The organism is Rhodoferax lithotrophicus (genome assembly GCF_019973615.1).
In the GTDB taxonomy this organism is placed as follows: domain Bacteria; phylum Pseudomonadota; class Gammaproteobacteria; order Burkholderiales; family Burkholderiaceae_C; genus Rhodoferax; species Rhodoferax lithotrophicus.
Window position 1 is genome coordinate 1,267,938 of record NZ_AP024238.1, and the last position, 15,410, is coordinate 1,283,347.

General features: G+C 57.7%; 13 protein-coding genes and 1 other RNA gene. 8 read left to right on the forward strand and 6 right to left on the reverse strand.

Annotated elements, in window-relative coordinates; translation table 11 throughout:
* Positions 1-74 precede the first annotated feature (74 nt).
* The 4 genes from LDN84_RS05890 to ssrA all read left to right on the forward strand — a co-directional run bounded on the left by LDN84_RS05890 (position 75) and on the right by ssrA (position 2,279).
* Positions 75-371, forward strand: coding sequence for a high-potential iron-sulfur protein (locus tag LDN84_RS05890; protein ID WP_223909751.1), 297 nt, complete (start codon positions 75-77; stop codon positions 369-371).
* A gap of 107 nt (positions 372-478) precedes the next feature.
* The gene (gene ubiG / locus LDN84_RS05895; protein WP_223909754.1) at positions 479-1,195 is read left to right on the forward strand and encodes a bifunctional 2-polyprenyl-6-hydroxyphenol methylase/3-demethylubiquinol 3-O-methyltransferase UbiG; all 717 of its coding nucleotides are present in this window, start codon (positions 479-481) and stop codon (positions 1,193-1,195) included.
* A 14-nt stretch (positions 1,196-1,209) separates the two neighbouring features.
* Complete coding sequence (gene gph / locus LDN84_RS05900; RefSeq protein WP_223909757.1) at positions 1,210-1,890, forward strand: phosphoglycolate phosphatase; 681 nt, start codon at positions 1,210-1,212, stop codon at positions 1,888-1,890.
* A gap of 12 nt (positions 1,891-1,902) precedes the next feature.
* Positions 1,903-2,279, forward strand: a transfer-messenger RNA (tmRNA) gene (gene ssrA, locus LDN84_RS05905).
* Positions 2,280-2,518: 239 nt separating this feature from the next.
* Here ssrA and LDN84_RS05910 read toward each other — a convergent pair.
* On the reverse strand, positions 2,519-3,559 hold the full coding sequence (locus LDN84_RS05910; RefSeq protein WP_223909760.1) for an adenosine deaminase: 1,041 nt from the start codon (positions 3,557-3,559) through the stop codon (positions 2,519-2,521).
* 196 nt (positions 3,560-3,755) lie between these two features.
* Here LDN84_RS05910 and LDN84_RS05915 point away from each other — a divergent pair, with 196 nt between their 5' ends.
* Both LDN84_RS05915 and LDN84_RS05920 read left to right on the forward strand, forming a co-directional pair.
* On the forward strand, positions 3,756-4,580 hold the full coding sequence (locus LDN84_RS05915) for a motility protein A (RefSeq protein ID WP_223909763.1): 825 nt from the start codon (positions 3,756-3,758) through the stop codon (positions 4,578-4,580).
* Between the two features lie 3 nt (positions 4,581-4,583).
* A complete protein-coding gene (locus LDN84_RS05920) occupies positions 4,584-5,378 on the forward strand; it encodes an OmpA family protein (protein WP_223909766.1) in 795 nt (264 codons plus the stop codon).
* A 47-nt stretch (positions 5,379-5,425) separates the two neighbouring features.
* Here the strand turns inward: LDN84_RS05920 and LDN84_RS05925 are convergent, their stop codons facing one another.
* The 5 genes from LDN84_RS05925 to LDN84_RS05945 all read right to left on the reverse strand — a co-directional run bounded on the left by LDN84_RS05925 (position 5,426) and on the right by LDN84_RS05945 (position 11,165).
* Positions 5,426-6,589 carry a BMP family ABC transporter substrate-binding protein gene (locus tag LDN84_RS05925; protein ID WP_223909769.1) on the reverse strand — a complete coding sequence of 388 codons (1,164 nt, stop codon included), beginning with the start codon at positions 6,587-6,589 and terminating at the stop codon, positions 5,426-5,428.
* A 62-nt stretch (positions 6,590-6,651) separates the two neighbouring features.
* Positions 6,652-7,572 (reverse strand): ABC transporter permease, encoded by a 921-nt coding sequence (locus LDN84_RS05930; protein ID WP_223909772.1) that lies wholly within the window; start codon positions 7,570-7,572, stop codon positions 6,652-6,654.
* The gene (locus LDN84_RS05935) at positions 7,572-8,639 is read right to left on the reverse strand and encodes an ABC transporter permease (RefSeq protein ID WP_223909775.1); all 1,068 of its coding nucleotides are present in this window, start codon (positions 8,637-8,639) and stop codon (positions 7,572-7,574) included. The genes LDN84_RS05930 and LDN84_RS05935 overlap by 1 nt, the downstream gene beginning before the upstream one ends.
* Entirely contained in the window at positions 8,626-10,218 is a 1,593-nt protein-coding gene (locus LDN84_RS05940; protein WP_223909778.1) for an ABC transporter ATP-binding protein, read from the reverse strand. Before LDN84_RS05940 ends, LDN84_RS05935 begins: the two co-directional genes overlap by 14 nt.
* Positions 10,215-11,165 carry a LysR family transcriptional regulator gene (locus LDN84_RS05945; protein WP_223909780.1) on the reverse strand — a complete coding sequence of 317 codons (951 nt, stop codon included), beginning with the start codon at positions 11,163-11,165 and terminating at the stop codon, positions 10,215-10,217. Before LDN84_RS05945 ends, LDN84_RS05940 begins: the two co-directional genes overlap by 4 nt.
* A gap of 103 nt (positions 11,166-11,268) precedes the next feature.
* Between LDN84_RS05945 and xdhA the strand changes: the two genes are divergently transcribed.
* The gene (gene xdhA, locus LDN84_RS05950) at positions 11,269-12,735 is read left to right on the forward strand and encodes a xanthine dehydrogenase small subunit (RefSeq protein ID WP_223909782.1); all 1,467 of its coding nucleotides are present in this window, start codon (positions 11,269-11,271) and stop codon (positions 12,733-12,735) included.
* Positions 12,732-15,038: a xanthine dehydrogenase molybdopterin binding subunit gene (xdhB, locus tag LDN84_RS05955; protein WP_223909783.1), complete on the forward strand. Its 2,307-nt coding sequence runs from the start codon at positions 12,732-12,734 to the stop codon at positions 15,036-15,038. Before xdhA ends, xdhB begins: the two co-directional genes overlap by 4 nt.
* The last annotated feature ends 372 nt before the right edge of the window (positions 15,039-15,410 follow it).

Consider the following 15,410-nt stretch of genomic DNA (forward strand, 5'->3'; position numbering starts at 1 on the left):
ATACCGTTGTTAGCTCAGGCAGCGCTTGGTTTGGCTGCTGATTTTTTTGTTCAACTCACTTGGAAACACACTCTATGACAACACGTCGCGTATTCATGATGCAATCTGTACTCGGTGCCAGCGTTTTGGCTTCTGGCGCAGTGATGGCTGCTGCTCCTATGGTTGCTGAAACAGATGCCAACGCCAAGGCGCTGGCATATTCAGCTGATGGTGCTACTTCCAAGAATGCCAAGCACCAAGCTGGCCAAGCTTGCTCCAACTGTGCCTTGTTCCAAGGTAAAGCAGGTGATGCTGCTGGTGGCTGCCCACTGTTTGCTGGCAAACAAGTGTCTGCCAAAGCTTGGTGCAGCGCTTACGCCAAGAAGGCCTAAGCCTTCAACCGGGTTCACCCGGTGCACGTCAAAACCCACCCTTGCGGTGGGTTTTGTTTTTTTCGGGATTGGTGCGGTGGCGCGGTCAAATTTCGGATAATCACGCCATGAATCCTTCAATCAATGCTGACCCGGCCGAGCTGGCCAAATTTTCGGACTTGGCCCACCGCTGGTGGGATGCGGATGGTGAATTCCGTCCACTGCACCAAATCAATCCCTTGCGCTTGGCGTGGATCAACGGCTTGTGCCCGCTCAATGGCAAAACCGCACTGGATGTAGGTTGTGGTGGTGGTATCTTGACCGACTCTTTGGCGCGTTCTGGTGCCACCGCAACCGGTATTGACTTGTCGACCAAAGCCTTGCGCATTGCCCAACTACACGCCATGGATGCCCAGACCAGCAACGTGAATTACCGTGAAATCAGTGCCGAGGCCATGGCGCTTGAGCAGCCTGCCGGGTTTGATGTGGTGACTTGTATGGAAATGCTGGAGCACGTGCCGGATCCGGCTTCGGTAGTTCAGGCTTGTGCCACGCTGGTCAAGCCTGGTGGTTGGGTATTTTTTTCCACACTGAACCGCAATCCCAAGTCTTTCCTGTTGGCGGTTGTAGGGGCCGAATATGTGTTGAACATGTTGCCGCGTGGCACACATGAATACGCCAAGATGATTCGCCCCAGCGAATTGGCTGGTTTTTGTCGTGCTGCAAGTTTGAATGTGACTCAGGCGAGGGGATTGTCATTTAATCCGCTTACCCAGCGTTATTGGATGAATGCGGACACCAGCGTGAACTATCTGCTGGCCACACAAAAGCCACTTTCCTCGTAAACGTGATTTACGGCATGACGCAGTCCAGGCAAGTGCAGGCGGTGCTGTTTGACTTGGACGGTACGTTGATTGACAGTGCACCCGATTTGGCCACCGCTGCCAACACCATGCGGGTGGCGCGCGGATTATCTTCTTTGCCTTTGGCGCAATACCGACCCATGGCCGGTGCAGGCGCAAGAGGCATGCTGGGCATTGCTTTTGGTTTGACCCCTGAAAATACTGATTTCAACGTCTTGCGAGAAGAATTTTTTTGCAACTATGAACGTTGCATGACGCAAAACACCCACATCTTTGAGGGTGTACCGGAGATGTTGACCACTCTGTCTGGGCAAGGTTTGAAGTGGGGTGTGGTTACCAACAAGTCAGAGCGCTTTACCTTGCCGCTGACCCGATCCATGCCGTTGTTCGATACAGCCTCCGCCATTGTGAGCGGCGACACCACGCCACATGCCAAACCGCATCCCGAGCCCTTGCTGGAAGCGGCACGCAGATTGGGCGTGCCGCCACAGTATTGTGTTTATGTGGGAGATGACGAACGCGACATCGTTGCCGGTCTGGCCGCTGGTATGGCCACGGTGGCTGTGACCTATGGCTACCTTGGAACACAGGCCGATACCACCCGTTGGGGGGCTCACGCCACAATTAATTGTGTGAATGAGTTGTTGCCCCTCTTGCAATTGGCCGCCTCGGCCTAAAATACGAGTTCAGGGGCTGCACTGGTTTCGACGTGGATTCGGACGCGCAGCAGGGCATGTCGAGCTGAATGCGCTCGTAAAACAGATTCAAACAAACTAACTGCAAACGACGAACGTTTCGCACTCGCTGCTTAATCGCACGTGAGCCTCACAACAGTCAGCCGATCGGCTGGGCAAGGGTAGCGCAAGCTGTCCAGGCTGTGGGGTAATTTTATTCGGCTGGGCCTGCCTTGGGTGACTTAGGGTAGGTTGAGAAAATAGGTTACTGGTGATTTGCATAGCGTGCCACTGCGCGATGTGAAAAACGAGATCCAAATCAGATGGCTACACATGTAGAACTGTTCGAAGAAGGTTTGCGGACGGGGGTTCAAATCCCCCCAGCTCCACCATACATAGAAAGCCCAACTATTTCAGTTGGGCTTTTTTTCGTCTGCACCTGCGTGTTTTTGTTGGTTACAGAGGGTATGAGTTGCCAAAACTTCCAAAAAAACTGCCTGTGTAGGGGCGTACTACGGTCGTAAACAGCACTGCACATTGATGCCGAGCGTGATTTGCATCCCTGTCCTGCTTTGGGCAAGGATGGTATCCATCTTCTCCACACTTTGGCTTGTTTTGTACCGTGAGAGATTTATTCAAATGTCTCAAATGTCTCGATCAGCTGGTTTTGAAAGATTTGCTTGGCAGATGCATCGATGAAGCTGGCCTCAAAGCTGTTGCAGGCCAGCTGGTAAGCCTGCTGCGCCGTCAGCCCCAAAGCAGCAAAGGTCTGGGTGAAGTTGTCGTTCATGTAGCCACCAAAATACGCCGGGTCATCGGAGTTGACGGTGGCCATCAGCCCGGCCTCCAGCATGGCCCCCAGGTTGTGCTGGGCCAGCGTGGGGAACACACGCAGCTTCAGGTTGGACCGCGGGCACACCGTCAGCGGAATCTTGTCTTGCCGCAGCCGGGCCACCAGGGCCGGGTCTTTCATGGCTTGTACACCATGGTCAATACGCTCCACTTTCAGGATATCCAACGCGCTCCAGATGTAGGCTGGCGGACCTTCTTCACCTGCGTGTGCCACCAGCCTGAAACCCAGCGCGCGGGCTTTGGCAAAGACCTTGGCAAATTTTTCTGGCGGATGACCGAGTTCGCTGGAGGCCAGGCCAATGCCGACCAGTTTGTCGCGCAGGGGCAGGGCTTGCTCCAGTGCCTCAAATGCTTCGACCTCGCTCAGGTGGCGTAAAAAGCACAAAATCAGACTGGCACTCAAGCCCAGTTGCTGTTGTGCATCCACACACGCACGGTGCAGGCCGTTGATGACTACGTCCGTGTTCAAACCGTGGCCGGTGTGGGTTTGGGTATCGAAAAAAATCTCTGTATGTCGTACGTTGTCTGCGGCGGCGCGTTTCAGATAGGCCCAGGTCATGTCGTAGAAGTCTTGCTCGGTACGCAATACCAGGGTGCCTTGGTGGTAGATGTCCAAAAATTCCTGCAAGTTGTTGAACACATAGGCTTGGCGCAACGACTCCACATCAGGGTAAGGCACGCTCAGGCCGTTGCGCTTGGCCAGGGCAAACATCAGCTCGGGCTCCAGCGAGCCCTCAATGTGCATGTGCAACTCGGCTTTGGGCATACGCTGCAACAGTGCGGGCAAGCGATCTGCGGCAATGGGTTTGATTTGGATCATGGAATTGACTCTGGTAAATGGATTTTTCATTCTGCCATTTTTAACAGGCACAAAGTTTGTCTGTCACAACAATGTTCGACTGCTGCACAATCAGTTATTTCGTGATCTATGCTGCGATAAGGGCCTTGTACTGCATCCCAAATCCGATGATCAAATGCACAAGTTATTACGTAACGAACCCTAAGGAATTGTTTGCATGAACCCATCCAGCTTGATTGGGATTGTGGCCAGCATTTTGCTAATGGTGGTTATTTTGGCTTTTTCAGCCGATAACCCGCAGCTGTATCTGGATTGGCCCAGTCTGGCCATTGTCCTGGGTGGCACCGTGGCGGCCACTTTTCTGAGCTATCCACTCAGGGACGTGGTACGCATCTTTGGATTGTTTCGCACGGTCTTGCGCGACGAGCATATCGACATCCAGAGTGATATCAATGAGTTGGTGCAAATTGCCAAAATCTGGGTCACAGGCGATTCACACGCGGTGGAGCAGGCCCTCACCGAGGTCACCAATCCGTTTTTGCGCACTGGTGTGCAGTTGATCATTGACCGCATCCCGGAACAAGATATTCTGGATTTGCTGCAATGGCGCATTTCTCGACTACGCACCCGTGAAGCAGCCGAGGCGCAACTGTTTCGCTTGATGGCCAATTACGCCCCGGCCTTTGGCATGCTGGGCACGCTGGTTGGCTTGATCAATGTCATGGGCAATATGGGGAACGGCGACATGCCAGCCTTTGGTCAGAATCTGGCCATGGCCCTGATGACCACGCTGTATGGCATTTTGTTGTCCAACTTGCTGTTCCGGCCGGTGGCAGTGAAACTGGAGCGCCGCACCGAGCAGCGCTTGATTCTGATGAACATGGTGTTGCAGGGTATTTCCATGATGTGCGCCAAGAGCAGCCCTGGCTTGATGCGGGAAACCTTGAAGTCTTTTGTGGCACATTACGAGGACGAGATTTTTGACGGCGCAGTGGGTCAAGCCGAGCATGCAGAACACACCGAATCGTCGACCAGGAAGTAAGTGATGCCCAGCAAACTTGGCTACAGCGATTACAGAAAGGCTTGGAATCCCAGCTTGGCTGATTTGCTGGCAGCACGTGCCATGGTCAAAAAAAGAAGCCTTCATGAGGGGCGGCACGCGCATGGGGAGCAAGAGTCCAACAAAAGCACCAGTGCCATCGAAGAAAATAGCTGGCTGCTGTCGTATCTGGATGTCATGACCCTGCTGCTGGTCATGACGGTGGTGATGCTGGCTTTGAGTGAGCCGATCAAACCCAAAAAGACAGTGGCATCAGCGCCTGCCACACCCAACACGCAGCCTGTACCTGCTTCTGCGTCGATCAATCCCAAGATCAATATTGCTCCGCCTTTGCTCCCTAAAAGCCCGTTTCGGCATTTGCCTATTGGTGAATTGGGGGCAGAGGTTGAAGTGATCGAGAGCGACAACAGCATGCGTTTTCGTATCCGCAATGAGTTGCTGTTTGCCTCAGGTGATGCCAACCTGACCGCCGAAGGCTTGCAACTGCTTGACACCTTGCTGCCAACCTTCACGATGGCGACGGGCTACAACATTGCGGTGCAAGGGCACGCCGACAATAGCCCCATCAACACCATCAGGTATCCGTCCAACTGGGAGTTGGCAGCAGGGCGGGCGGCCAGTGTGGCACGTCACCTTCAAGGTCGTGGTATTGAGCCAGCGCGTTTGAGTGCCACGGGTTATGCGGATACCCGGCCCATTGCATCCAATAACACGCTGCAAGGCAAGCAAGCCAACCGGCGGGTCGAGTTGATACTGGAGCTGCCGCGCCAGGACAATTAAAAAAAAGAAACCGCCCGGAGGCGGCTTCTTTTGGAGTCAGCCAAGGATTACTTGCTGCCTGGAACTTTGCCTTCAACACCCTTGACGAAGAAGTTCAGCCCACCCAGGAACTGGTCGTCTGCTACAGTGTCCTTGGCCACTTGCACCTTGCCAGTGTTGTCGGTAATGGGACCTTTCCAGATGGCAAAGCTGCCGTCGGTCAGACCTTTTTTGATTTCGTCAATTTTGGCTTTGGTTTCTGCAGGCACGTCTTCAGCGATGGACACGATGTCAATGGCACCTTCTTTCACGCCCCACCAGGAGTGAGCACCTGCACCAGCCTTCCAGCTGCCATCAAGTGCTTCTTTGGTGGCCTTGATGTAGTACGGACCCCAATTGATGACGCTGGATGCCAAGTGCGCTTTGGGGCCGTAGGAGGTCATGTCAGAGTCCCAACCGAAGGCACGTTTACCCTTGGCTTCAGCGGTTTTAAGCACAGCGGGAGAGTCGGTGTTCTGGAACAGCACGTCTGCGCCACCGTTGATCAGGCTGGTGGCTGCTTCGGTTTCTTTCGGTGGGTCAAACCAGCCATTCACCCAGACCACTTTGGTCTTGATTTTGGGGTTGCTGGACTGGGCACCCAGGGTGAACGCGTTGATATTGCGCACCACTTCAGGAATTGGGATGGAGGCCACTACGCCGAGTGTGTTGCTCTTGGTCATCTTGCCGGCAATTACACCTGCCATGTACGCGCCTTCGTAGGTACGGCTGTCGTAGGTGCGCATGTTGTCAGCTTGTTTGTAGCCGGTGGCATGCTCAAACTTGATGCCAGCGTTGTCTGCAGCCACTTTGAGCATGGGTTCCATGTAGCCAAAAGTGGTGCCAAAAATCAGCTTGTTGCCCTGGCCTGCCATGTCACGCAGCACGCGTTCGGCATCAGCGGACTCGGGAACATTTTCAACAAACGAGGTGACAATTTTGTCACCAAATTCTTTTTCAAGTGCCTTGCGACCATTGTCATGGGCAAAAGTCCAACCACCATCACCCACTGGGCCCACATAGGCAAAGGCAATTTTCAAAGGTTCTGGCTTGGGCGCTGGCGCTGAAGCCACCGGTGCGGGAGCTGGCGCAGGTGCGGGCTCTTCTTTTTTACCGCAGCCTACCAGCGCAGCCGAAGCCACGGCAGTCAGGGCGGCTGCTTTGAGCAGCGTACGTTTTTGCAAATCAGTCATTTAAGATCCTTATCAGGCAAGCGGGTTGAACAACGAGAAAATAAGATTATGAACCTGAAAAATCAGGCTCCTGGGTAAAACGGCTTACCCAGACTGGTGGGCATGTTGACGCGAATCCACTGCGGATTACGCGAGATCAGTGCCAGAACAACAATGGTAGCGACGTAGGGCAACATACTCAAAAACTGGCTGGGCACATCGACTCCGATACTTTGCAGGTGAAACTGCAACATGGTGACACCGCCAAACAAATAAGCCCCCAACAACACACGGGCTGGCCGCCAAGTGGCAAAAGTCGTCAATGCCAAGGCAATCCAGCCCTTGCCCGCCACCATGCCCTCGACCCACAGCGGGGTGTAAATCACCGACAAATAAGCCCCGGCCAGGCCACACAACGCGCCCCCCGCCACCACCGCTAACAAACGGATACGCCGCACCGGGTAACCCAGGGCATGGGCCGACTCAGGGCTTTCGCCCACACTGCGCATCACCAACCCACTGCGGGTGCGGTACATGAACCAGATCAGCGCCAGAGCCAGCAACACGGTGATGTACACCAGAGGGTGATGCCGGAACAAGGCCGGGCCAATCCAGGGAATATCGGCCAGGCCAGGGATGGCATAACTGGCACGCTCGGGAATTTTGGCCTGCACAAAGCTTGTTCCCACAAAAGCCGAGAAGCCGGTACCAAACAGGGTCAGCGCCAGCCCGGTGGCGTACTGATTGGTATTGAGCCAGATCACTAGCAGGCCAAAAATGCCCGCCAGCACCGCCCCGATGGCCATGCCCGCCGCAAAACCCAGCCAGTCATTGCCAGTAGTGACCACGGTGGCAAAACCAGCAATGGCGGCACACAGCATCATGCCTTCGGCCCCCAGGTTGACGATGCCCACTTTTTCGTTGATCAACAGGCCCAGCGAGGCAATGGCCAGAACCGTGCCCGCATTCAGCGTGGCCGCCAACAACAGCGCGTAAGATTCCATCACCGAGCTCCCGTCTTTTGCCACTTCAGGCGGTAATTCACCAGCGTGTCACACGCCAGCAGACTGAACAACAACAAACCCTGGAACACGCCGGTGAGTGACTTGGTCAGCCCCAGGCGAGACTGGGCCATTTCCCCACCAATATAAAACATGCTCATCAGGATGGCCGAAAACACCATGCCCACCGGGTGCAAGCGCCCGACATAGGCGACGATGATGGCGGCAAACCCATACCCTGCGGGCACATAGATGGTGAGCTGACCAATCGGCCCAGCCACCTCCAGTGCACCCGCCAAACCCGCTGCGCCGCCAGACAACAGCAGCGCCAGCCACAAGGCTTTGCGGGAAGAAAACCCGGCGTAACGTGCCGCAGCCGGTGCCAGCCCTCCCACTTGCAAGGCAAAACCAGCCCGCGTGCGGAACAAGAAAACCCACAAACCAGCCACACTGGCCAGCGCCAGCAAAACCCCGATGCTGACGCGCGAGCCGTCAAACAAACGCGGAATGCGGGTCACCGCCTCAAAGGTTTTGGTCTGCGGAAAGTTGAAGCCCATCGGGTCTTTCCAGGGGCCGCCCACAAGGTAACTCAGCACTTGCACCGCCACGTAGACCAGCATCAAACTCACCAGAATTTCATTGGCATGAAAGCGGTCGCGCAGCAGCGCAGTCAGGCTGGCCCACAGCATGCCGCCCAGTACCCCGGCCAGCAGAATTGGCAGCACGATCCAGCGGCTGGTGTGCGCGTCGGCCAGCAAGGCCACGCCACCGGCAAAAATGGCACCAATGATGTACTGCCCCTCGGCACCAATGTTCCACACATTGGATCGGAAACACAGTGCCAAACCCAATGCAATGATCAGCAGGGGGGTGGCCTTGACCATCAACTCACCCAGCGAATAGGCGTTGTGAATCGGTTGCCAGAAAAACATCTCCAGACCCTTGAGGGGGTCTTTGCCCAAGGCGATGAACATCAGCGTGCCGATGATCACCGTGATCAACAAGGCGAGCAGGGGTGAGGCATAAGTCCAGACTCTGGACGGTTCGGGGCGTGCTTCAAGCTTGAACATGCTGCCCCCCTTGAGTGTCCGTTGAGGTAGCGCTGGCTTGTTCCATCTCGGCCAGGTGTTCCTGCACTTCGTTGCTCCACAGTCCACTCATCCACTCGCCAATTTTTTCAATTGTTGCCTCCGCCACCGGGATCGAGGGCGACAACTGACCGCGTGAAATCACGTGAAGGCGGTCACTCACCTCAAACAATTCGTCCAGCTCTTCGCTGACGACCAGCACGGCACAACCGGCATCACGCAAGGCCAGAATTTCGCCCCGGATTTGTGCGGATGCACCCACATCCACCCCCCAGGTGGGCTGGGACACAATGAACAGCTTGGGGTTGGCGTCCATTTCGCGCCCAACAATAAATTTCTGCAAGTTCCCCCCTGAGAGCGATCTGGCCAATGAGCGTGGCCCACCGGCCTTGACCTGAAAGCGCGCGATGATGTCTGCTGCATGACGCTCCAAAGATTTGACCTGTATCCAGCCACCACCCCATTGGGGATAGGCAATGGATTCCTGACGTGTCAGCAGCAGGTTTTGCGCCAGCGAAAGTGTCGGTACCGCCCCGCGGCCCAAGCGTTCTTCCGGCACAAAATGCAGGCCCAGCTTGCGCCGCTGCCCAGGGTGCAGGCGCGATACATCGGTGTTGATCATGCGGATCGTGCCCGGCTTGGCTCGCACATCTTCGCCCGACAAGGCGCACAACAATTCCTTTTGGCCGTTGCCCGAGACCCCGGCAATACCCACCACCTCACCGGCACACACTTGCAGGCTGATGCCTTCAATGTCCACACCAAACTGGTCTTCACGCGGCAGGATCAGGTTACTCACTGCCAGCACCGGCGCACCAGCTTTTTGCGGACGGTGGGTCAGCTGTGGTGGCTCAGCACCAATCATCAATTTCGACAAGGACGCATTACTTTCCTGCGACGGGTCACACACCCCGGTGACCTTGCCGCCGCGCAACACCGTGCAGGCGTTGCACAGCTCGCGGATTTCGTGCAGCTTGTGGCTGATGTACAAAATGCTGCAGCCCTCGCTGGCCAATTTTTTCAGCACCACAAACAGTTTTTCTACCGCCTGCGGGGTCAACACCGACGTGGGTTCGTCCAAAATCAGCAATTGCGGGTTGGTCAGCAAGGCACGGATGATCTCCACCCGCTGCATCTCTCCCACACTTAAAGTGTGCACCGGGCGCGCCGGGTCAATGTCCAGACCGTATTCCGTGGCCTTGGTCACAATGCTTTGCGTCACCTGTGCCAGGCTCAGGCTTTTGTCCAGACCCAGCCACACGTTTTCGGCCACGGTGATGGTGTCAAACAGGCTGAAGTGCTGAAACACCATGCTGATGCCCAAGGCCCGTGCCTCTTGCGGGTTTTGAATGTGCGCCACCTGGCCGTTGAACAGCACCGTGCCTTCGTCGGGTTTGACCGAGCCGTAGATGATTTTCATCAGCGTGGATTTGCCGGCACCGTTTTCGCCCAGCACCGCATGGGTCTGACCAGGCATCACGGTCAGGGATACCGCGCTGTTGGCCACCACGCTGGGGTAGCGCTTGGTGATGCCGGAGAGTTGAAGTCTGGGTGTACTCATGCGGTTTGGATGATTTTTTCGTTTTTTAATGCAGCTGCCACGGACTTGACCCGCTCGCGCAGCCACTTGGCTGACGTGGTGGTGTGGCTGCGTTCGTGCCAAAGCTGGTAATACATCATGCGTGGAAACTGGATCGGACAAGGCAGTATTTTCACCGGCAACACCTCCACGAACCGCTCGCAATATTGTCGCCCGGTGGTCAGCACAAGCAAGGTCGATGCCACCATGGCAGGGATCAACCCAAAATACGGGCAACGTGCCGCAATGTGCCGCTGTAAACCTTGGCTGGCCAGATAGTCATCAATCACGCCTTTGGCACCTGGGTGCAGGGCTGCGGGTGCAATGTGATCCACCGCCAGCCAGGCCTCCTTGTCCCAGCCACGGCGCACCGCCGGGTGGTTGCTGGCCACCAGGCACACCACGTCATCACCAAACAGGCGGCCCAGATGCAGGTCTTGGGGTGGTGTGGCCCAGTTGCCAATCACCACATCCACATCCCCCTGCGCCAACTGGGTGCGGTAGTCTGAGGCGGCCGAGAGTGGGGATATTTCCACATGGCACAGCGGAGCCAGCGTTTTGATTTGTGCCACCAGTTTGGGTAAAAAATGTGGATCCAGGTAATCGCTGGCGGCAATCCGAAAAGTGTGCTGGGCCTGCGTCGGGTCAAACCCGCGTGCGTCAGAAAACAGCACCTGGGCCGCCTGCAAAATACGCGCCGCCGGGTCGAGCATACGCAGCCCGGCCTCGGTGGGCACCATACTTGCACCGGAACGCACCAAAAGTGGGTCACCCGAGAATTCGCGCAACCGCTTGAGCGCGCTGCTCACCGCCGGCTGGTGCATGCCCAGACGGATGGCGGCTCTTGAAACGCTTCGTTCGGACAACACCGTGTGTAATACCTTGATCAAATGAATGTCAATGCTGCCGAAAACATCGCGCTCTTTCATACCCTTGATCCAATACCTGCCATATGCTTAGCCTTATGCTGCGGGGAAGTGTGTGTCTTACCCTTTGCTTTTATCGTGTTTCTGATTGCTGCCCATGCCGCCCATGAAAACCCCTGAACTTCAGTTTGTCTGGCGTGGCGAGATCATCTCGCTGCGCAATGTACCACCCACCCGCACGCTGCTGCAGTTGCTGCGCGAAGACCTGGGCCACAGCGCCACCAAAGAGGGTTGCAACGAGGGCGACTGCGGGGCCTGCACCGTGGTGCTGGGTGAAAACCAGGGCGGCCAGATGCGCTACCTGGCGGTCAACAGTTGCATTCGCCTGGCGCATTCGATTCACGGCATGGCCTTGTGGACGGCAGCAGACCTGAGCTCGCCAGACCAGACACCCCACCCGGTGCAACAAGCCTTGCACCAGTGCCATGCCAGCCAGTGCGGCTTTTGCACCCCGGGTTTTGCCATGAGCCTGTTTGGCCTGTACCAGAACCAGGTGCTGAAAGACCAGCCGGTGACGCGCAGCGTGGCGCAAGAAGCGCTGTCGGGCAACCTGTGCCGCTGCACCGGTTACCGGCCCATTCTGGATGCCGCTCAACAGATGCAGCACTTGCCCAAGCAGTCATTGGATGAAGCTCAATTGCTACAAAAATTAGAGCTGCTTGCGCATGATTCACCTGCGATAGAGGCCAATTTTTCATATAAAAACCCAGTCACACTGAAAAACTTGCTGAGCCAGCGTGCGGCCCACCCGCAAGCCCAGATCGTGGCGGGCTGTACCGATGTGGGCCTGTGGGTCAACAAGTTGCACATGGACTTTGCCCAGGTGCTGGATGTGACCCGTGTGGCAGAGCTGCGGCAAATCGAGGCCACCACCACCCACACGGTGATTGGCGCTGCGGTGCGGCTAAGCGATGCTTTTGCCGCCCTGGAGGCCGAGCGCCCCCAGTTGCACAGCTTCTTCAGCCGCTTTGCCGGGCTGCCGGTGCGCAACTCTGGCACGCTGGGCGGCAACATTGCCAATGGCTCCCCGATTGGCGACAGCATGCCGCTGCTGATTGCGCTGCGGACCAGCGTGGTGCTGATGAGTGTGCACGGCGCAAGGGAACTGCCGCTGGAAGACTTCTACACCGGTTACCGCAAAAACCTGCTGGCTGCCGACGAGGTGCTGGCCTATGTGCACATCCCCCGCCCGCAGGCTGGCGAAAACCTGCGGGCTTACAAAATCTCCAAGCGCCTGGAGGACGACATCTCAGCCGTCTGCCTGGTCATCAACTTGCAGATTCAAAACGGTCTCATCACCCAGGCCAGCATCGGCGCAGGCGGCGTGGCCGCCACCCCGGCGCGTGCCCGGCAGACCGAGGCGGCGTTACAAGGCCAGCCCTGGGCCCATGCCAGCCTGAGCCAAGCCATGGTCACCTTGCGCGGCGAATTCCAGCCGATTTCTGACATGCGGGCCAGCGCCGCTTACCGCACCCAGGTGCTGGGCAATCTGCTGGAACGCTTCTGGCAGGAGATTCAAGCCCCCACATCAGCCAGCCTGCTGAATCTGAGCCTGGAAGGAGATGCCCCATGACAACAACCGCAGCGGGCCAGTCCCACCCCCACGAAAGTGCCGCCGCCCAAATTGCCGGTGCAGCCCTCTACATTGACGACCTGCCCGAGGTGCGCGGCACACTCTACGCCGCCCCGATCCTGTCCAAGGTGGCGCATGGCAAGCTGATCAGCATCGACACGCAAGCAGCCCTGGCCCGGCCCGGCGTGCGTGCGGTGCTGCTGGCCGCCGATGTGCCCGGCCACAAGATGCTGGCCGCCTTTGCCGGGGACGAGCCGGTGTTTGCCATCGACACCGTGCAGTATGTCGGCCAGGCCCTGGGTGTGGTGGTGGCCGACAGCATGGCGCAAGCGCTGCATGCTGCCCGCCTAGTGACCGCGCAAATTGAACCCTTGCCCGCCGTGCTGGACGTGCGCCAGGCCCTGGCAGCGCAGAGTTTTGTGCTGCCGCCGGTGACGGTGCGCCGGGGTGATGCCGCCCAGGCATTGGCGCATGCGCCGCACCGCTTTCAAGGCACGCTGGAGGTCGGTGGCCAGGAACACTTTTACCTGGAAGGCCAGATCGCCTACGCCCTGCCGCAAGAGCAAAACCAGTGGCTCATCCACAGCAGCACCCAGCACCCCGGCGAGGTGCAGCACTGGGTAGCGCATGCGCTGGGCTTGGATAACCATGCGGTGCGGGTCGAATGCCGCCGCATGGGCGGAGGCTTTGGCGGCAAGGAAACCCAGGCCGGGCATCTGACGGTGTGGGCCGCCGTGGCCGCGCACAAGCTGCAACGCCCGGTGAAACTGCGACTGGATCGGGACGACGATTTCATGCTGACCGGCAAGCGCCACCCCTTCTCTTACGACTATCAGGTCGGCTTTGACGACACCGGCCGACTGTGTGGCCTGCAAGTACAAATGCTGGCGCACTGCGGCTTCAGCGCCGACTTGTCTGGCCCGGTGGCGGATCGGGCGATTTTTCATGCCGACAACGCCTACTTTTTGCAAGATGTCGAGATCAGTTCTTACCGCTGCAAGCTCAACACCCAGAGCCACACCGCATTCCGTGGCTTTGGCGGGCCGCAGGGCATGATCGTCACCGAAACCATTCTGGGCGACATTGCCCGCTACCTCAAGCTAGACCCCTTGGCGGTGCGCCAGCGCAACCTGTACAGCGAAGAGCCGGTCGATGCAGATGCCAACGTCAAGCGCAACACCACCCACTACGGCATGCAAGTGGAAGGCAATATCCTCGCCCCATTGCTCTCAAAATTGGAGCTGTCTGCGCAATACCAGCAACGCCGAGAGGCCATTTTGGCTTGGAACTCTGAAAACTCGGTGGTGAAACGCGGCATCGCCATCACACCAGTCAAATTTGGCATCAGCTTCACCGCCACGCTGTTCAACCAGGCCGGGGCCTTGGTGCATGTGTACCTGGACGGCAGCATCAGCGTGAACCATGGCGGCACCGAGATGGGCCAAGGTTTACACACCAAAGTGGCGCAAATCGTGGCCGATGAACTGGGTGTGCCGCTGCACCGGGTGCGCGCCAGCGCCAGCGACACCAGCAAAATCCCCAACGCCTCAGCCACCGCTGCCTCTGCCGGCACCGATCTGAATGGCCGCGCCGCCCAGTTTGCGGCCCGCCATGTGCGTGACAACCTGGCTGCGTTTGTGTGTGGGCTGGACGGCGTGGGCGCTGGCGCGGTGCAGTTTGCTGGCGGGCAGGTGATCACCCCCAAAGCCACACGCAGCTTTGAGGTGGTGGTGGCGCTGGCCTACGCCAACCGCATCCAGCTCTGGAGCGACGGTTTTTACCGCACGCCCAAAATCCACTACGACAAAACCACCCTGACCGGGCGGCCGTTTTACTACTTTGCCTATGGCGCAGCCTGCACCGAGGTTGCCATTGACACCCTCACCGGAGAAAGCCGGGTACTGAAGGTCGACATCCTGCACGACGTGGGCCGCTCCATCAACCCCGCGCTGGACATCGGCCAGATCGAAGGCGGCTTTGTGCAAGGCATGGGCTGGCTCATCACCGAAGAACTGGTCTGGAATGCCCAGGGTGTGCTGAGCACCCACGCCCCCAGCACCTACAAGATCCCCACCGCTGGCGATGTGCCGGAACACTTCAAAATCGACTTGTGGCCCGAGCCGAACACCGAGGACAACGTATTCGGCTCCAAAGCCGTCGGCGAGCCACCCTTCATGCTGGCCATCAGCGTGTTTGAGGCGCTGCGTGACGCGGTGGCGCAGGCGCGGGGGGATGGGGAGGTGGTGCGGCTGACTGCGCCGGCTACGGCGGAGAATGTGCTGCGGGCGTTGGGGGGTGATTAGGGGTGGGGCGGGAGTGTCAGGTAGAGGCTGTTATGCGGAGCTGTACATAACAGCCTCTATGCTCATATCGCAACTATGCGCAGATGGTTGGGTGCAGATGACGCTCAGGCAGGCATCGCGCGGCACGCGGCCAGGTGGCCGGATGCAAAGCTGGACATAGTTTTCCGGTCGGAGCCATGGGTGGATACCACTTCGGGAAATCCCCGTGGGCAGCATCCACCGTTTTCTTCACAGCTACACCCAATACAAAGATGGTGGCTGCAATGCTCCGTGCTCGTTCACGAGAGCCATAACTATGCACAGACTTCGTCGGCCCCGAAGTCTCACTGCCAGAGGGGCCGACGGCATTTACAAACAACCATCTGCACATAG